This is a genomic window from Streptomyces sp. NBC_01478, assembly GCF_036227225.1.
Classification (GTDB): domain Bacteria; phylum Actinomycetota; class Actinomycetes; order Streptomycetales; family Streptomycetaceae; genus Streptomyces.
The window spans coordinates 11910529-11928742 of record NZ_CP109444.1 but is presented as its reverse complement, the minus strand read 5'-3'; the positions used below and the strand labels follow the sequence as shown (position 1 = coordinate 11928742).

The following is an 18214-nucleotide window of genomic DNA, read 5'->3' as shown; positions in this document are numbered from 1 at the left end:
GTGGGGTCCGGCCCGGGAGCAGAGCTAGGGTGACGCCGCGGCGCCGGCGGCGGCGGGCGGCGGTGCGGGGGCGGGAAAGACGCGAAACCCGGCGCCCACTGTGTGTGGTCACCGGGTTTCGCGCGCGGCGCGCAGAGGCGCGCGGGGTGCGGGGGTCAGGCGGGGTAGGCGCCGTAGCGGCGGTCGCGGGCGCGCAGGTCGCGCAGGGCGGTGTCGAACTCGGCGCGGGTGATGTCGGGCATCAGGGCGTCGGAGAAGTACAGCTCGGCGAAGGGGGACATCAGCGGGTAGAAGTTCGACAGCCGCACATGGCCGCCGGTGCGCAGCACGTAGTCGACCGGCTCGGGCACATAGGCGTGGGCGGCCAGGATCTCCTCGGTCAGCTCGGGGATCTTGCCGTTGAGCTTGTTGAAGATGCCGGTGATCTCCCGGGACAGGGACATGCCCAGCACGAAGTGCAGGGTGAAGTCCGCGTCCTTGGCCGACTTCTCCCGCAGGTCCTCCAGTTCGGTGCGGTAGAGGTCGGGCACCAGGTCGAGCAGTCCGGAGAACTCGAAGTTGACCTCGCCGTGCAGACGGCGCGCCACGTCGTTGAACGCGCCCAGGAACGTGGTCACCGCGGCCTCGGGGCGGGTGTAGTTCTGGGCGGAGTTGGTGGCGATGTAGAAGTTCGTGAAGCCTTCCTCACGGACCCAGCCGGTGAACTCGACGATCTTGTCCGCCATCGCCCGGTAGCTCTCCTGGAGGGAGACGCCCTGGTTCTGGGACCAGCGGCGCATCCCGTCCGGCAGCAGCATGAAGTTGGACACCGTTGCTCCTTCGGTCGGGTGCCGGCTCAGGCGGCTTTGCGGGCGGTCAGGAGGGCCTGGACGGGGATGACGTCCGGGGGGATCTCGGCGGAGTCCTTGGTGAGCGTGCGGGTCACCTCGAAGCCGCACTCGCGCAGCCAGCGCTCGTAGACCGACAGTTTCTGCGGGCCGCCCTGGCCCATGGTGGCGCCGATGAAGAAGGCCGGGAAGAAGTCGACGTTGTAGTTGTCGGTGTCCTTGATGTCCTCCGGGTAGACCGGCACCAGGATGTTGACCGTGCCGCCGACCTCGAGGGACTTGTGGACGCCCTGCAGGATCCTGACCACGTCGTCCTTGTCGAACATGTCCAGGAAGTGCTTGACCAGGACGACGTCGTAGCCCTGGGGGATCTCGTCGAAGACGTTGCCGCCGATGAACGACAGGTGATCCTGGAGGCCTTCGGCGCGGAAGTTGGCCAGCGCCTCGCTCTCCTTGTCGGGCAGGTCGAAGGTGGTCACCGTCAGGCCTTCGGAGGCCTTGTGGCGGTAGGTGTGGATCGCGCCCAGGCCGGTGTTGCCGGCGACGTCCAGGACGCGGGAGCCGGCCGGGACGTCGATGTTGTCGAAGAACCAGGGGTCGATGTTGGCGGTGACGCTGTTCATCAGCCGCAGCCAGGACCGGTTGAGGTCGGGGTGGTCGGCGACCGCGTCGTAGAGGGTGCCCTCGGCGCCGTAGAGCTCCTTGAGGCCGACGACGGTGCCGGTGCGGGCGGACTCGGTGAGGTAGAACAACTGGCGCAGCGCGGTGACCTTGATGAGGTCCATGTAGGCCAGGGCCCGGTCGAGGTCGGCGGTGGGGACGCCGGCGAGCGCGTCGAGGGTGTAGGTGTCGGTGTCCTCGTCGTGGGCGACGAAGCCCTCCTTGACGAGGAGGAACAGGAGCTGTTCCACGGCGTCGGGCTTGGTGCCGGCGACCTCGCCCAACTGGGCGGCGCTCTGGGCGCCGCGTTCGCGCAGGGCGTCGATGATGCCGAGTTCGAAGCTGGAGAGCAGGCTCATGAACCGCGAGGGTCCGACCATGTACTCGCGCAGTCGGGCGAGCGTGGCGTGAGGTGTCACGGCGTCAGCCTTTCGGGTCGTCGGTGGGGCGGGGTGCCGGGCCGGCCGGCCCGGGACGGTGCGCGGGGCTCTGCCCGGGCGGGCGGGTGAAGCGGCGGGCCAGTTCCAGGCGCTGCACCTTGAGGGTGGCGGTCCTGGGCAGTTCGGCCTGCGGGATCTGGACGGGGTCGGCGAGCTGGGGGAAGGCCGCGGCGGCCGTGCGCCAGCGCTCCGCGTCCAGGGGGGTGTCGTCGTGGGTGCAGACCACCGGGACCGCCTCTCCGGCGGGGCCCTGGACCACGACCAGTTCGCTCAGCTCCTCCAGCGCGCCCAGGACGACGTCCTCGATCTGCAGGGAGCTGCGCACCCCGGGGATCATGTCGACCTCCCGGTCCAGCAGGTGCAGGCAGCCCAGGCGGGTGACGTAGCCGACGTCGCCGGTCCCCCACCACTCGCCCCTGCGGTTGCTGTCGTAGCGCTCCTGCTCGCCGTGGTAGGTCTGGGCAAGTCCCGGCCAGGCGACCTCGATACGGCCGGGGTGGCGTTCGCTGGGGCGTTTCCCGCCCTGGCCCACGACGCGGATCCGGGCCGCGCCCCGGGGCATGGGCCAGCCCACGCAGCGGCCGTTGGCCTTGTGGGCGAAGGGGCGCAGATAGGCGCGGCCGACGGCCGGCCCGACCTCGCTCTGGCCGTAGATCTGGAAGAACAGGGCGCCGCGGCGGGCCGAGGACTTCAGCAGCCGGCTCATGGTGGAGGGGTGGATGGCGTCGAAGGTGCTGGAGAAGACCTTCACCGACGCGAACGGCATCCTGGGGTCGCGGGTGAGCTGTTCCCATTCCATCAGGGAGTTGGGCAGGGCCTCGACGAAGGCCGGGCGGTGGGCCAGGAGGTGCTCGGCGACGACGGCGGGGTCACTCTCGCGCAGCAGCAGCACCGGGTACTGCTTCAGCAGCGCCAGCGACATCGCCGCGACCATCCGGGAGTGGACGAAGGGCACGTGGATGGCGACGGTCTCCCGGCGGCGCATCAGTGCCAGCAGCCGCCACTGCGGCACCAGCCGGACGGCCTGGGTGCGGGGGGTGTGGACGACGAGCTTGGGGATGCCGGTGGTGCCGGAGGTGTGGGTGATGACGGCGGCCTCGTCCAGCCCCCGCAGCACCGGCCGCACGCGCGGCGCGCCCGCCAGTGCGGTGAGGGAGACGGTGCCGGGGCGGTCGCCGGCGGAGGTGACCACCCGGCGGGTGAGGCCGGCGAGCTCCACCCCGGCCAGGCGGTCCAGGGTGGGGCCGTCGGTGAGCAGCGTCGGGCGGCCCAGGCGGCCCAGCAGGACGCCCACGGTCGCCGCGTCCAGGGCCGGCGAGAGGTTCACCACGACCGCGCCGATCCGGGAGACGGCACAGGCCAGCATCCAGTGGTCGGCGTTGGCCCTCTTGTAGATCACGACGTGTTCGCCGGGCCGTACCCCGCCCGCCCACAGGCGGGCGGCCAGGTCCTCGACGTGCCCGGCGTACTGGCTCACCGTCAGCCGGCGTCCCGCCTCGGGCAGGACGTCCAGGTCGTGGTCCAGGGTGATCGGCGTCGAGGGGTTCACGGCCGCGGCCGTCTCGGGCAGGAGGCCGATGTGCAGGCCGCGTTGTTGGATCGATCGGTAGGCGGTGGAGCCCTTCATAGGGGTGTGTCTCCTTCGGGGGCACGCTGCGGGGCGGGCGGGGCGGGGCCGCATGCGGGGCGGCGGCATGCGGTGCGGGGGGGGCGCCGAAACCGCAGGACCACGGGCGTGTCGGGGGTGACGGGGCGGGGGTCAGGCGGCGTGACGGGCGGTGCCGGTGCCGGTGTGGGCGCGGACCGCGGTGCGCAGGGCGCGGGCGACGCGGGTGACCTGGTCCTCGGTCAGCTCGGCGTGCATGGGGATCGCGAGCTGGCGGGTGGCCAGGTCCAGGGAGACGGGGCAGCGCTGCTCCGCCCGGAACACGGGCTGGATGTGGCCGGCGAACGTGCCGTGCCCGCAGCCGATGCCCTGGCCGCGCAGCGCGGTGGCCACCGCCCCCCGGTCCACCCGCCCGTCCAGGGTGACCATGTAGGTCTGCCAGGCGTGGGTGCGGTCGGCGGGCACGTGCGGCAGCGCCAGCAGCTCCTCGCCGGCCAGGAGTTCGCCGTACTGCGCGGCGACCGCGGCGCGGCGGTCCAGGAGCTCGCCGATCCGGCCCAGCTGCACCTGGAGGATCGCGGCGGCGATGTCGGACAGCTTGAAGTTGTAGCCGATCTCGGTGAACACCGGGATCGGCAGGCCCACGACGTTGCCCATGTCGAAGATGCTGCCGATGCCGAAGGACGAGCGCAGCCGCGCGTCCGCCCCGATCTTCGGATCGGCGGCGAGCAGGGCGCCGCCCTCGCCGCTGCTGGCGCCCTTGCGGCCGTGGAAGGACAGGCAGCCCACCTCCGCCAGCGCGCCCGCCCTGCGCCCCTGGTAGGTGGCGCCGACGGCGCAGGCGGCGTCCTCGACCAGGAACAGGCCGTGGCGGTCGGCGATCTCCTGCAGCTCGGTGTAGTCGGCGGGCAGGCCCACCGTGTCGACCGCGACGATCCCGGCGGTGCGGGCGGTCACCAGGTCGGCCACCGCCCGCGGGTCGACGGTGTAGGTGTCGGGGCGCACGTCGGCGAAGACGGGGGTGGCGCCGACGTAGCGGGCGGCCTGGGCGGGGGCGGGGAAGCCGTAGTCGGCGACGATGACCTCGTCACCGGGCCCCACCCCCAGGGCGAGCATGGCCAGGTGCAGGGCGGCGCCGCAGTTGCTCACCGCGACCGCGTCACCGACGGCGTACTCCGCCGCCAGCCGTGCCTCCAGCTCCTTGCCCCTGGGTCCCTGCCCGGCCGGCCAGCCGGAGGCGAACACCTCGGCGACGGCGGCCAGTTCCCGCTCGCCCAGGCTCGCGTGCACCAGGGGAATCGCGTCCATCGTGGTCATCTCCGTTCACGCTCCGCGCTCGGCGGCCCGGGGGGAAGAAACAGGTTCAGGAACAGGGGCAGAAACAGGGGCAGGGGCGGATACGGGGGCAGGTTCGGGTGCGAGTGCGGGGGGTTCGTAGCGCAGCGGGGTGAGCTGGTGGACGTCGTAGCGCCGGCGCATGCGCTCCACCGCCTCCTGGTCGATCGCGCCGCCCGCCTGCCAGATCTCGGCGATCTCCTCGAAATAGAACTCGTGGTACGGCGAGGGGTAGCACTGGAAGAGCATGCGGGCGGGCCTGTCGGAGGCGTTGCGGAAGGCGTGCGGGGTGCCCGGGGGGACGAACATGAAGGCGCCCTCGGTCGCGGCGGCGATCCTGTCCCCGTCCGGGGAGGTCCACCGGTGCCAGGAGTCCCCGGTGCGCCGCTCCGGTTCGAACGCCAGGAGCTCCAGCTCGCCCTCCAGGACGTAGAAGAACTCCTGCGCGTCGTGGTGGACATGCGCCCCCACGTCGAAGCCGGGCGGGACGACCACCTCGAAGACGGACAGGGAGGAGCCCTGGTCCTTCGTGGCCTTGAAGGTGACTTCCTGCGCCTTGGTGACCAGTTTCCGGCCCTGGCCGGGCGGGACGATGAGGCCAGTCATCTGAATCCGTTCCTTCGGCAGAGACAGCCGCGGCGGGGACAGCGGCGGCAGGGACCGCGGGAGGGGCGGCAGCCCGAGCAGGGGTCAGTCCACGTCGGCGCGGGCGCCGTCGTTCCAGCGGCCCAGGGCCATCTCGGCGGTGATGCCGGGGCCGAAGCCCGCGATCAGACCGGTGGCGTCGGGGGCCGGCGGGTCCTCCTCGAACAGCCGGCGGGCCGCCTCCAGGACCACCGCGCTGGCGATGTTGCCGTACTCGCTGAGCGTGGCCCAACTGTGGCGGAACACGCTGCGGTCGACCTCCAGGAACTTCGCGAGGTCGTCCAGGATCCGCGGGCCGCCCGCGTGCACGATGTAGAAGTCGAGGCTGCCCGCGTCCCAGCTGTGGTCCTTGGCGAACTCCCGCAGCACCGGCGCCAGCGGCTCCATCGTGCCCGGCACCCGCCGGTCCAACTGGAAGTGGAAACCCGTCTCGCGCACCGCGTAGGAAATCCAGTCCTCGGTGTGCGGGATGAGGTAGGAGGCGTTGCGCTCCAGCTCGATGCCGGTGCCGCCGGTGCCGCGCACCACCGCGGCCGCGACCGCGTCCCCGAACAGGCCGTCGGAGAGCAGCGAGCCGATGTCGTCCATGTCGGGCTGGTAGCACAGCGAGCAGAACTCGGCCGACACGATCAGGACGTTGCTGCCCGGGTGGGCCATGCAGAAGTCGTGGGCGCGGTTGACGGCGGCGCCGCCGGCCGCGCAGCCCAACTGGGCGATGGGGATCTGCCGGGTGTCGGGGCGCAGCCCCATCGTGTTGATGAGCCACGCCGTCAGCGACGGCATCAGGAACCCGGTGCACGACACGTAGATGATCGCGTCGATGTCGCGGGCCGCGACGTCGGCGTTCTTCAGGGCCTCCTCGACGACCTGGGGGGTGCGCTTCTTCGACTCGGCCTCGTAGATGCGGTTGCGTTCGGTCAGGCCCGGGTGGCGCAGGGTCTGCTCGATGGGCTGGACGAGGTGGCGCTTCTGCACGCCCGTGTTGCGTATCAGGCGCAGCGCGAGCGGCAGTTGGTCCTTCCCCGCGTGCACCCGCCGGGCGAACTCCAGCGTCTCCTCCATCGTGATGACGTGTTCGGGCGCCTGCACCGCGGGCTTGCATAGCCTGGCCATGTCCGGGTCCGCTTTCTCTAGGGTCTGCCTGGGGAAATGTGCGTGTCCACGTACCTGTGGGTGTGGGTGTGGGTGTGGGTGGTGCGGGGGTGGGCGTGGGTGTGCCGGGTCCGGCACGGGGGGGGGAACGGCCGGGCCGGGGTCACGCCGCCGCGGGGTGCGGGGCGAGGTCCATCAGGGCGCACAGGACCGGCGGCCTGCTCCAGTCCGGCGCGCTCAGGGTGAGTTCCAGACGGCGCGCGGCGCCGTCCTTGACCCGTACCGGGCCGGCGGCCGCCGTCAGCCGCACCGGCGGTGCGGTACCGGCGGCGGGGGGCCGGGGACGGGTCACCGCGTGGACGTACCAGACGCCCGCGGGGACACCGTCCAGCGTGAAGTGCCCGGGCGCGCGGGCGTGGACGAGGCGGACGGGGGCGCCCTGCAGCAGCGGGCTGGCGAAGACACCGACCCGCACCGCCCGCCCGCCACCACCGGTGTTGGTGGTGTTGGTGGTGGTGTGCAGGAGTCCCGTCACCGTCCCGGACGCCCGCGGCACCGGCCCGGCCGCGGGCATGTCCGGCTGGGATACCGGGGGTTCGGGCACGGGCGGGGCGAGGGAGAGCATGCGGTAGCGCGTGGGGGACAGTCCCACCAGCTCGGTGAAGCGGCGGGTGAAACTGCCGGTGCTGCTGTAGCCGACCCGTACCGCGATGTCGGCGACGGTCAGCCGGGTGCCCAGCAGCAGGACTTTGGCCTCCTGCAGTCGCACCGCGCACAGGAACCGTCCCGGGGTGACACCGGTGACCTTGGTGAACACGCGCAGGAAGTGGTACTTGCTGACCATCGCGCCACGCGCCAGCTCCTCCAGGCTCAGCGGTTCCCAGAAGCGTTCGCGGATCGTGGTGACGGCATGCCGCACAAGGTGCTCCATGAGCTGCTCCATGAGGGCTCCTGACAGAGACCGCCGCCCGGCCGGGCATGCCGAAACCCGGCCGCGGACCGGCCGGTGACAGGGGACTGACGGGGTGCCGACGAAGGTGACGAGGGTGACGAGGGCGACCGGCGGGAGACCCGGACGGGGTCACGGGGTCACGGCCGCCGCCGCGCGCGGGGGGCGCGGGAAGAATCAGGCGGTCAGGCGGGGAGAACAACAGGGGCACAAAAAAAGGGGAGTCGGGACGCCCGGCCCCTCAACTCCCCGCCGCTCCCCCGCCGTACGGACTGTCTGCCGTACGAAATGTTTTCGGGCAGGAGGGGCGTGCCGAAATAGTGACACGGCCGGTGCGCGCACGCCAAGACTCCCCCGAAGTGACGTAGGTCACGTCAACTGCGGGCGGGGAGTGCGGAGTTGGCGCGCGGATCACGCCACCGGCACCCGACCGGTTCTGTAGCGGCCTGCTGCCACCATCGGCGCAGACCCACACGACCGGACACGGAGGGCGAATGTCTCGCGCCGAGGAAGCCACCGTCAGGACCAAGCGGTCGACCGCACCACCGGCGCGGGCCGGCGGCTCAGCCGGCCGGCTGGAGGGGCTGCGCCGGACCGGGGCCCTGATCACCTTCATGCTCGGCGCCCTGTCCGCGGTGCCGCCGCTGTCGATGGACATGTACCTGCCCGCCCTGCCGGACGTCACCCGCACCCTGCACACCTCCGCCACCAGCGGCCAGCTCACCCTGACCGCGTGCCTGACCGGCATGGCGCTGGGCCAGCTCGTCGTCGGCCCGATGAGCGACCGGTGGGGCCGGCGCCGGCCGCTGCTGATCGGCCTGCTCGTCTACGTCCTGGCCTCCGTGAGCTGCGCCCTGGCGCCCGACGCCGCGCTGCTGATCGGCTGCCGGCTGCTGCAGGGCCTGGCGGGGGCGGCCGGCATCGTCATCGCCCGCGCCGTCGTGCGCGACCTCTACGACGGCCTGGAGATGGCCCGCTTCTTCTCCACCCTGCTGCTGGTCTCCAGCCTCGCCCCGGTCGCCGCGCCCGTCCTGGGCGGACAGGTGCTGCGCTTCACCGCCTGGCGGGGCGTCTTCCTCGTCCTGGCCGCGATCGGCATCGCGCTCACCGCGCTGGTGTGGCGCAGGCTGCCCGAGACCCTGCCCCCCGCCCGGCGCCGCGGCGGCGGCGTGCTGGGAGCCCTGTTCATCATGCGCGGCCTGCTCGCCGACCGGGTCTTCGCCGGCTACGTCATGGTCAACGGCTTCGCCTACGGCGCCCTGTTCTCCTACATCGCCGCCTCCCCGTTCGTCATCCAGGGCATCTACGGCGCCTCCCCGCAGACCTTCTCCCTCCTCTACGGCCTCAACTCGCTCGGCATGATGATCGTCGGCCGGGTCAACGGCAAACTCCTGGTCGGCCGGGTCCGCCTGGACCGGGCACTGGGCGCCGGGCTCGGCGTCATCGCCGCGGCCGGGACGGTACTGCTGCTGGTGGCGCAGGGCGTCTTCGGCGACGCCGGCACGATCCCGGTCGCCTGCTGCCTCTTCGTCATGATCTCCGCGCTGGGACTGGTCCTGCCCAACACCAACGCACTCGCCCTGATGCGCACCCCGCACGCCGCGGGCTCCGCCTCCGCACTGGTGGGCACCTCCTGCTTCGCCATGGGCGCCGTCGCCACCCTCCTCGTCGGCATCGCCGGCAAGGGCACGGCCGTGCCCATGGCCGCCGTCCAGACCGGCAGCGCACTCGCCGCGATCACCTCCCTCCTGCTCATGTGCCGCCCCTGGCAGACCCTGCCCGAACAGGAGACCCGCCCCTGACCACCCCCGGCCGCCCCTCCCCCGGGCAGGCAGGCAGCCCCCGCGGACCGCTTTGGCGGCCGGCGGGGGCTGCCGGGGCGTCGGGGGCAGGGACGGCCGGGGTGGTCAGGGGCGGGGGGGGTGTACGGGGCGGTTCCGGTGGCAGAGTGCGGCACAGCCGCGTTCCCGCCGACGGCACACGGAAGTTGACGATCTGTCATATTCGTTGGTGCGCTGGGCGGTTGGGGCGGCAGGAGCGCGTTCCGCCCGGCCGGGCCGGCACAGGCCGGCCTCTGGCACCAGGCCGCGACCGCCACCCCGACCAGCAGGACAACGAAGCCGTCGAGGTCACCGGTCTCGGCTTCCGAAGACGGCCGCTCTTGATGTCAGCCCCCGTAGAGGGTGGGCAGATCGACCAGGAGAAGGTCGTCACGGCGGTCGGCCAGGTCGATCAGATCGGGGTAGAAGCCATGCAGGGAATACAGGGCCAAGGTCGTGGCATCTGTGCCGTACCCCTGGTCGGCGAGCAGGGCACGAATGCGTTCCAGGCGTTCCAGGTCACCGGTCCCACGGCGGGCGGCGGTCGCCTTGGCCTCGCCCAGCAGGGCGATCTTCGCGCGGGGACCCTGCGGGCGCTCGCCGGCGGCCAGGGCGATGACATCGACCTCGTGCTTTGTCCGGGCGGCCTGGTCGGCAACCTCGGTGGTACCGACCGGGCCGGGCAGTCCGCCGGGCAACAGGGTGTGGGCGTAACGCCGGGTGAAGTCGCGGGCAAGGTCCTCGAAGTGCGGCCCGAGGATCTTGGAGTTGAAGGTCGGAGCGGCCTGCTGCCACACCTGTTCGGCGAAACCCTGCTCCACGGCGGCGGCCTGCGGGAGGGTGATGAGCTGGTTGAAGCGAATGACCGGGTCCGCGAGGGTGATAACGGGGTGCTTGGCGCGGAGGATGTCCTGTTCCCGCCGGATGTAGCCAGTGGACTCCAGCACTCCGAGAGGGTGGGCGACGGCGTTGCGCGGGCGTTCCAGAGCGGCACCGATCTTGCTGGGTGTGGTGGCGCCGTTCGCGATCGCGGTGAGGATGTCGTAGTACAGCGTGTGCTGCGTGATCCTCGGGTCCTCGCGCAACAGGTACTCGGTCTCGGTACGCGAGTACACCGCCCTGCCCGGATCGAGCAGTGTCCGGGCCAGCCAGGTGTCGAAGCCGTCGTCCGGATGCGGCCGGGCAGCCACCGGCCGGTAGCCGGGGGCCCCGCCCAGGACCGCGTGCACCTTCAGCGCGGTCAGCGGGTCGGCAATCCGCCAGAAGGTCTTGCTGTCACGGTAGTCGAAAGCGCCCAGCCGCAGATCGACCACGGCCCGTCCCCGCAGCGGCTTGGTCCCCGAGAGCAGTTCGTGCATGACGCTCATCGCGGAGCCGCACAGGATCAGCCTCGGACCCGGCCCGGCACTGGGCCGGGCACCCCGCTGACGCTCGTCGTAGAGCTGCTGAAGCAGACCCGGGATTTCGGGTGAGTGCCGAAGCAGATACGGCAATTCGTCGATCACCAGGAGCGGGTCCGGCGAACGGGCGGTCACATCAAGGGCATTGGACAGAACGTCACGCCAGTCGGTCAGGCGCAGGCTCCCTGGCCGCAGGCCGGCGTGGGCGGCAACTGCATCACTGAACCGCTGGATCGCGGGAAGTCGCCCCTCCTCCCGGACGGCGGTGACGTAGAGGCCGCCGACCTGCTCGGACAGAGCCTGCAGAAGGTACGACTTCCCATGCCGACGCCGCCCCGACACGATGCCGAGCCGCATCGCCGGATCCGGATCAGTGAGGAATTCCGCAAGCAGACCCCACTCCCGGTCCCGGTCGATCACGTCGTCCGGTTTGACCGGCAGGTCCTTCATCACTCGCTCTCCTGCACATCGACTGCGACGCAATACGACTAAGTCTACTTCGACAGATTGTGTCGCACTGGAATTTTCCGCTCTCGCTGTGACAGCCCGCCGCGCTTTTCGGTGTCCCGGAGCCCGCCGCCGACCGGGTCATCGACGGCCTCGGCCCCCTCCGGCACTCGGCCGGCGGCGTACTGATCGTGGACGGCACCTGGTCCCCACCCGCGGCCACCGGGCCTCCGAGCAGTCGAAGAATCATCGCGGGGCACCAGACGTGTTGATTCCCGTGCCGGATGGAACCGGCGGTCATCAAAGGAGTCGTGCCAGGGGCCTGCCGGGGTTCCTCACTTGTTGTGGGCCCCGCTGGTCGGATGCCGACCGACGGGAAAGCGGCGTGAGCAAGATCAGCCTGCCGGACGGACGGCGGACAGTAGGCTGAGTCCAGCGGGATCGGGCCCGCAGCGCAGTGTCCGGGAGGTGCTTCATGACGGCCGAGATGGTGGCCCCGGCGTGGATGCATGAGCAGATCACGGCAGAGGAATACGAGTCCTGGTCCGAGGAGCAGTGCGCCGGCATCGAGATCGTGGACGGGATGGTCGTGGTGAGTCCGAGTGCGTCCAAGCGGCACAACCGGCTGGCTCGGATCCTGGCCAACGCCCTGGATGCCGCCGCGGGCCCGGAATGGAACGCCGACACGGACTTCGACGTCCGGCTTCAGGATGTCCCGCTCACCAATCGCCGCCCGGACGTCGTCGTGTACCGCGCGGACACGATCGACATCACCCCCACCCGCCCTGAGCACGTGCTGCTGGTCGCGGAGGTGGTGTCGCCGGGCTCGGAGACCACCGACCGGATCGTGAAGGTCGACCAGTACGCCAAGGCAGGCATCGGCTTCTACTGGCGGATCGAGCAGGCCGCGACAGGCGTTCCTCTCGTGTACACCTACGTTCTCGACCCCGCGACGAAGACCTACCGGGACGGAGAGGTGTTCACCGGCGCCCTCAAGGCAGCGGCCCCCTTCCCCGTGGAGATCGACCTCGGCCAGGTCTGACCACGCGCTGCTGCCGGCAGCGCGTGAGCGATGCGTGAGCGGACGGCCCGGTACAGGGCGGCATGAGCCGGATCAAGTGGCTCGTCGTGCGGTTCCAGCCAGAAGGCCGGCAACCGGCCGAACCCGGCGCACCACGACGCCGACGTCAAAGCGCTCCAGAACACGTCGCAGTTCACCGCCGCCTGCCGTACCCGCACCGGACGGGGGAAGCGCATTCACGGGACCCGATCCTTCCGCATCGGTGGGCCCGTCCAGGCCCTCGATATCTGAGCGCTCCGGGACCCGCCGAGCCCCTGACGCCCTCGAACGACTCCCCAACTAGTTCGTGGTTCACGATGCCATCGACTCCCCTGCCGACGACCTGGCCGCCAAGCGCCTGTCAGGGAAGGGCCCGCCGGCATGGACTCAGCACACACGAGGCAGGGAAGCGCCGTGCACACGTGAGAACTACGGCGGAGTGTTTCCCCAGGCCAGACACGTCAACGTCGAAGTTTCCGCAGGTCACAGCCCCGCCCGGAGAAAACTCCAAAGCGGGTGTCGCAGGCGGAACCTCCACTGAGGTACTTGAGGAAGGCTCGCGGAGGAGGATTCGGCACCTCCACCAAATCAGCTCAGCCACTCGACTCCCGCGCCCAGTCGCCGAGTGAGCGGCCCAGGGCACATCCAGGGCACATGAGCCTGGGAAACGGCGCCGACCAGTGAGAACTACCGTGAGCTGTTTCCGCAGGTAAGCGCACATCCCGCCAAGAAACCCCAGGTCACCGCCCCACCCCTCCCCTTCGCTGCACGAGTGGCAGGACGTCAGCCATCGGCTGCAGGAGATCGGGGCATCAGACGTGCTGATTCCCCTGTCGGGTGGAACCGCCGATCCTCACTGAGCACCCCGTGCCGCCCCCCAGCGGCATCATCGTTCCGGCGGCAGGATCAGGGTGGGCTCCAGGACGACACGGGCGGCGGGTTCCTCGCGGACCGCCCTGGCCACGGCGTGGCGCGGGCCGCGCTGCTGGCGCCAGTGCGCCTGGGCCAGGACCACCGCGACATACGGGATGACGACCGCGCCGGCCAGTGCGCAGGCCGCGAGGACGGGCCAGCGGTTCCAGGTCGCGGCCATCAGCACCACGCACACGGTGCGCACCAGCATCGCCATGAGGTAACGGCGCTGCCGGCCGCGCAGGTCACGCGTCAGACCGGTACGCGCCCGGGTGATGGACTCGGCCGGGGCCGGGCGCCGGGGAACTCTGCTCATCGGGGCCTCCGCGGACACTCCGGCACGAACACACCGGACAACCGGACAAAAAAGGGGCGGGGGTGCGGCGGGAGCGGGGCACGGCGGCCGGCCGTCTCCGCGCCCGTGTCCGCCGTGTTCTACGGCAACTGGCCTGCGGTCAGCGGACAGTGACGGTTCGTCAGGGCAGCAGGGGTGTCGTGGAACGGCGGCGGCGCGGGTGACCGTCCCCCGATCACCCGCGCCGCCCGCGCCGGCCCCACCCGGCCCTGCCCCTCGCGCACCGCGGCGCCGGGGCAGCGGGTCAGTGCAGTTCCTGGTCCGCCTCCCGCTCCCCGGCGCGGCCCCGCCGTACGCCGGAATCCGCGGACGCGGACGCGGACGCGGGCTCGGACGCGGTCGGGCCGTGGCCGTTGGCGTTGCCGTTGGGCGAGGAGATGTGGCCGTTGGAGGCGGCGGGGCCCCCGAGCGCGGCGTGGCCGTCGTCCGGGTGGCCGAGGTGGGCCAGGGCCTCCCGCATCTCCTGCGGGGTGGGCTTGGCGATCTGGTTGCCGTAGAGCCAGCGGCTGAGGCGGTGGCGCAGCGCCTGGCCGCGCCGGGCGGGGTTGGGGACGCCGTCGTGTTCGGCGGTGGGGGCGGGCAGCGGGGTGTAGGCCCTGCGGGCCAGCAGCGCGTACTCCCGCTGCCGGTCCAGGCGTTCGTGGACCTCGACGAACTCGCCGTCGGGCAGCCGCCGGATCCGGCCGGTCTCGCGGCCGTGCAGGAGGGTGTCGCGTTCACGGCGCTGCAGGCCCAGGCAGATCCGCCGGGTGAGGACATAGGTGAGCGCGGGGACGGCGAACACGCCGATCCGCACCGACCAGGTGATCTGGTTCAGGGACAGGTGGAACTCCTGGGCCAGCACGTCGTTGGCGCCGCCGAAGAACAGCACCAGGTACAGGGCGACGAAGCCGACGCCGAACGCGGTGCGGGTGGGGTGGTCGCGCGGCCGGTCCAGGAGATGGTGCTCGCGCCGGTCCCCGGTGGCCCAGGCCTCCAGGAACGGCCACAGCGCGATCACGGCCATCATCAGGGTGGGCACGATGACGGCGGGGATCAGGATGCCGAGGTTGACGGTGTACCCGCCGAGGCTGAACTCCCAGGCCGGCATGGCCCGCAGGGCGCCCTCCAGGAAACCCATGTACCAGTCGGGCTGGGAGCCCTGGGAGATCTGGTCCGCGCGGTAGGGGCCGTAGGTCCACACCGGGTTGATCTGCGCGATGCCCGCCAGCAGCGAGAGCACCCCGGCGATGATGAAGAAGAAGCCGCCGGCCTTGGCCGTGTAGTGCGGGAACAGGGGCTGGCCCACGACGTTCTTCTCGGTGCGGGCAGGCCCCCGGAACTGGGTGTGCTTGTGGTAGAAGACCAGGATCAGGTGCACGGTCAGCAGCGCCACGACGATGCCCGGGATCAGCAGGATGTGGAAGCCGTAGAACCGGCCGATCACGTTGTGGCCCGGGAACTCCCCGCCGAACAGGAACATCGACAGGTACGTGCCCACCAGCGGGATGGCCAGGGTGACGCCCTCGGCGATGCGCAGGCCGGTGCCGGAGAGCAGGTCGTCGGGGAGCGAGTAGCCCACGAAGCCCTCCAGGGTGACCAGCACCAGCAGCGTGAAGCCGAACAGCCAGTTCAGCTCGCGCGGCTTGCGGAACGAGCCGGTCAGGAAGTGGCGCAGGGTGTGCAGGCACAGCGCGCCGATCATGGTCAGCGCCGACCAGTGGTGCAGTTGGCGGATGAACAGGCCGCCGCGCACCTCGAAGCTGATGTGCACGGTGGAGGCGTAGGCCTGCGACATCCGTACGCCGTGCAGCGGGGCGTAGGAGCCGTTGTAGACCGTCTCGGACATGCTCGGGTCGAAGAAGAGCGTGAGCCAGATCCCGGTCACCAGCAGCACGACGAAGCTGTAGAGGGCGATCTCGCCGAACATGAACGACCAGTGCTCGGGGAACACCTTGCGCACCAGGAAACGGAAGTTGTAGATCCCCAGCCGCCCGTCGGTCCAGTCGGCGACCCGCTCACCCCGCGAGGGCGCGGTGCGCGAGCTGCGGGGGGATGCATCGGTGCCGGTCATGCCCGTGCCCCTTCCTCTGACCGCCGGACGCTGTGGCCGGTACGGGTCGTACAGGTGATACCGGTGACATGAGTGGTGCGGGTGGCGCGGGTGGTCTGCGGCGGCGCCGGCCGGCCGGTCCGGCCCGCGGGCGGGCGGACGGCCGGGGCCGGGACACGGTGGCCGTACGGCGGGAACAGGCCGCGGTGGTGGTACGGCGGGGCCGGCCGCCGGGCGGCGCGGGCTGCCTGCGGCGGTACGGGACGGGCCCTGCCGCCGGGCGGGAAGACGGCCGGGGACGGGACACCGTGGTGGTACGGCAGGACCGGGCCGCAGGGATGATGCGGCGCGGCCGGGACACGGCGGGCATACGGCGGGGCCGGTCGGCGGGCGGGGTGGGGGTGTCGCGGGGGTGTGCCGCTCTCCTCTGTGCCCAACTGGCCTGTGCTGTCTGCCCTGTCGGGGGTGCGGGCCGGGGCGGGGCCCGCCGGTCCGGCTTCCTGGGCGGCTGGTCGGTTCACTTTCTCCACTCTCGTCGTGCGGGACACCTCGTGGGACCGGGTGCGGGGCGGGGTGTTCACGGCCGCCTCCGCTCACCGGCGGGGGCCGCCGCGGGCGCGGGTGCGGCGGGGCGCGGGGCACCGGCCGGGACCGGGCGGGCGGGTGCCGGTGCGGTGCGGCGGCGGGGCGCGTCGGGGCCGTGGGTGGTGCTGGGGGGCGCGTACGGGGCGGGGCCGCGCGGGGTGCGCAGGGCGGCCCGCAGCGCGCGCGGCCGCAGCGCCGCGGCCGGGGCCGGCGGGGTGCCGGGGGCGTGCAGGGTGCGCAGCAGCAGGGTGGCCGCGTACGGGTCGGTGGTCGCGGCGGCCGCGACACGGGCCGCGTACCAGGCCGTGTACCGGGCGGTGAGAGGGGGGCGCGGCGGGCCGTCCTGCGACGCCGCCGCCGCCTGCCGGTCCGCGGCCGCCGTGCCCGCCGTGTCCCAAGTGCCTGCCGTTCCCGGGGTGTTCGGGGCGTGCGGGGGGTGTGCCGTGCCGGGGGTGCGGCGGGCCGTCCGCCAGGCGGGGGCCACCTCGCGGGCCAGGGCGTGGCGCAGCCGGTGGCTGATGCCGACGGCCGTGCCGTGGCCGGCCAGTAACTGCTCCAGCGCCAGCGCGCACCGCACGGCCAGCGCCATGCCCTGGCCGCCGGCCGCGTCCAGGTCCGCCAGCGCGTCGCCGACCACCAGGAACTGGTCGGGCCAGCGGCGCAGTTTCTCGTAGCGGTGCCAGCGGACGCCGGCGCGGGTGCAGCCGTAGACCGGGCCCAGCGGGGTGGCGGCCTCGAGGACGTCGTGCAGCAGCGGGTGGCGCAGGGCGCGCGCGGCGTGCAGCAGCCCGGCGTGGCCGGCCGGCGGGCGGGCGGTGCCGGCGGCGGTGAGGGTCACCGACCAGCGGCCGCCCTCGACGGGGTGCAGGACGCCCTGGCGCGGATGGCCGGGCGCGGCCATGAGCAGCAGGCTCTTCCAGTCGGCGACATGGCCCACCGGCGGGGCGAACACGGCGGTGGCGAAGGCGGCCGGGGCGGCGGCCACGCTCAACGGGGGCTGCCCGTAGCCGAGTTCGGCCAGCCAGCGGGAGGCCTGGGAGCCGCGGCCGGAGGCGTCCACCACGAACTCGGCCGGCAGCAGACGCCGTACGCCCGGCCCGCCCCTGCTGTCGGGGGCGGTGCGGTCGCGGCCGCGTATCCACACGCCGGTGACGGTGTCGTGGCGGCCGCCGCGCAGGGCGACGGCCTCGTGCCCGGGCAGGAAGTCCACCTTCGGGTCGGCGCGCAGCCGCGCCCGCACCACCGCGTCGATCAGGTCGCGGCCGGCGCAGAGCAGCGGCAGGCCGGCGTCGAAGCGGGGCAGCCAGCCGCCCGGCCCCAGCACCAGCATGTCCTTGGGCACGGTGACGCGGACCGCCCCGGCGGCGGCCAGGTCCTGGCCGATGCCGGGGAACAGCCGCTCCAGCCCCTGATGGGCGGCCGGCACCAGCACATGGGTGTGCCGGGCCTGGGGCACACCCGGACGCCGCCCCGGTCCGGAGGGCACCCAGTCGCGCTCGATCACCGTGACGTGGTCCATGAAGCCGGCCAGGGCCCGTGCCGCGGTGAGCCCGGCGAGACCGGCGCCGATCACCACGGCACGCCCGTGGCCACCACCCGCGCCGGCCCCCGCGTATGCACTCAACTCGGCTGCCCTCCCTGCTCGTTGTGCCTTCATCATGCGGCGCCCCGACACCCCCCGACGGCCGCTTCGACCGCCCGGGGACCACCTCTCCAGCACGCCTCCAGCACGCCTCGAGCCGGACTCCGGCGAGGCTGTGGACGGACTCCGGGAGGATTCGAGAAGGACTCCGGCAGGACTCCGGCGACAGGGGCGCGACCAGGGGGAAAACCGGGCCGGGACGTATTCCGGGGCCGGTTGCGGGGGGGGCGGGCCGAGGGGCGGTGCCGGCCCCCGTTGCGGGGGCCCGGGCGGGGGCCCGGAGGCCGGGGCCGGGGCCCGCGCGTCGGTCCGGTGCCGGATCGGGGGCGCACGCCCGGGGGGCGGGCCGAGTGCCGGGCCCGGTGGACACCCGGGCGCAGGGCCGGGGTGCCCGGGGCGCCGTCGCA

General features: G+C 72.5%; 14 protein-coding genes and 1 pseudogene. 3 read left to right on the top strand and 12 right to left on the bottom strand.

Annotation, left to right across the window (positions count from 1 at the left end; genetic code table 11):
• Positions 1–155 precede the first annotated feature (155 nt).
• The 7 genes from OG223_RS52960 to OG223_RS52930 form a co-directional block, all read right to left on the bottom strand.
• The gene (locus OG223_RS52960) at positions 156–809 is read right to left on the bottom strand and encodes an undecaprenyl diphosphate synthase family protein (RefSeq protein ID WP_329240906.1); all 654 of its coding nucleotides are present in this window, start codon (positions 807–809) and stop codon (positions 156–158) included.
• A gap of 26 nt (positions 810–835) precedes the next feature.
• Positions 836–1906, bottom strand: a complete 1071-nt coding sequence (locus OG223_RS52955; RefSeq protein ID WP_329240909.1) for a methyltransferase — start codon at positions 1904–1906, stop codon at positions 836–838.
• Between the two features lie 4 nt (positions 1907–1910).
• Positions 1911–3554 carry a class I adenylate-forming enzyme family protein gene (locus OG223_RS52950; protein WP_329240912.1) on the bottom strand — a complete coding sequence of 548 codons (1644 nt, stop codon included), beginning with the start codon at positions 3552–3554 and terminating at the stop codon, positions 1911–1913.
• A gap of 132 nt (positions 3555–3686) precedes the next feature.
• Positions 3687–4841: a DegT/DnrJ/EryC1/StrS family aminotransferase gene (locus OG223_RS52945; RefSeq protein WP_329240915.1), complete on the bottom strand. Its 1155-nt coding sequence runs from the start codon at positions 4839–4841 to the stop codon at positions 3687–3689.
• 15 nt (positions 4842–4856) lie between these two features.
• Positions 4857–5474, bottom strand: coding sequence for a cupin domain-containing protein (locus OG223_RS52940; protein ID WP_329240917.1), 618 nt, complete (start codon positions 5472–5474; stop codon positions 4857–4859).
• A gap of 84 nt (positions 5475–5558) precedes the next feature.
• Positions 5559–6626, bottom strand: a complete 1068-nt coding sequence (locus OG223_RS52935; RefSeq protein WP_329240920.1) for a type III polyketide synthase — start codon at positions 6624–6626, stop codon at positions 5559–5561.
• Positions 6627–6768: 142 nt separating this feature from the next.
• Positions 6769–7548, bottom strand: a complete 780-nt coding sequence (locus OG223_RS52930; RefSeq protein WP_329240923.1) for a helix-turn-helix transcriptional regulator — start codon at positions 7546–7548, stop codon at positions 6769–6771.
• A 500-nt stretch (positions 7549–8048) separates the two neighbouring features.
• Between OG223_RS52930 and OG223_RS52925 the strand changes: the two genes are divergently transcribed.
• A complete protein-coding gene (locus OG223_RS52925) occupies positions 8049–9356 on the top strand; it encodes a multidrug effflux MFS transporter (protein ID WP_329240925.1) in 1308 nt (435 codons plus the stop codon).
• A 365-nt stretch (positions 9357–9721) separates the two neighbouring features.
• Here OG223_RS52925 and OG223_RS52920 read toward each other — a convergent pair whose 3' ends face one another.
• Complete coding sequence (locus tag OG223_RS52920; protein ID WP_329240928.1) at positions 9722–11227, bottom strand: AAA family ATPase; 1506 nt, start codon at positions 11225–11227, stop codon at positions 9722–9724.
• Between the two features lie 89 nt (positions 11228–11316).
• On the opposite strand from OG223_RS52920, the pseudogene OG223_RS54115 reads away from it, so the two are divergent.
• A pseudogene (locus tag OG223_RS54115) lies at positions 11317–11474 on the top strand (IS5/IS1182 family transposase); the annotation flags it as partial.
• 222 nt (positions 11475–11696) lie between these two features.
• The gene (locus OG223_RS52915; protein ID WP_329240931.1) at positions 11697–12263 is read left to right on the top strand and encodes a Uma2 family endonuclease; all 567 of its coding nucleotides are present in this window, start codon (positions 11697–11699) and stop codon (positions 12261–12263) included.
• 904 nt (positions 12264–13167) lie between these two features.
• Here OG223_RS52915 and OG223_RS52910 read toward each other — a convergent pair.
• The 4 genes from OG223_RS52910 to OG223_RS52895 form a co-directional block, all read right to left on the bottom strand.
• Positions 13168–13509, bottom strand: a complete 342-nt coding sequence (locus tag OG223_RS52910; protein ID WP_329240933.1) for a DUF3099 domain-containing protein — start codon at positions 13507–13509, stop codon at positions 13168–13170.
• A 283-nt stretch (positions 13510–13792) separates the two neighbouring features.
• Positions 13793–15601 carry a cytochrome bc1 complex cytochrome b subunit gene (gene qcrB / locus OG223_RS52905; protein WP_329265051.1) on the bottom strand — a complete coding sequence of 603 codons (1809 nt, stop codon included), beginning with the start codon at positions 15599–15601 and terminating at the stop codon, positions 13793–13795.
• Positions 15598–16101, bottom strand: coding sequence for a hypothetical protein (locus OG223_RS52900; protein ID WP_329265049.1), 504 nt, complete (start codon positions 16099–16101; stop codon positions 15598–15600). The genes qcrB and OG223_RS52900 overlap by 4 nt, the downstream gene beginning before the upstream one ends.
• A 56-nt stretch (positions 16102–16157) precedes the next feature.
• The gene (locus tag OG223_RS52895; RefSeq protein WP_329265048.1) at positions 16158–17789 is read right to left on the bottom strand and encodes an FAD-dependent oxidoreductase; all 1632 of its coding nucleotides are present in this window, start codon (positions 17787–17789) and stop codon (positions 16158–16160) included.
• Positions 17790–18214 lie beyond the last annotated feature (425 nt).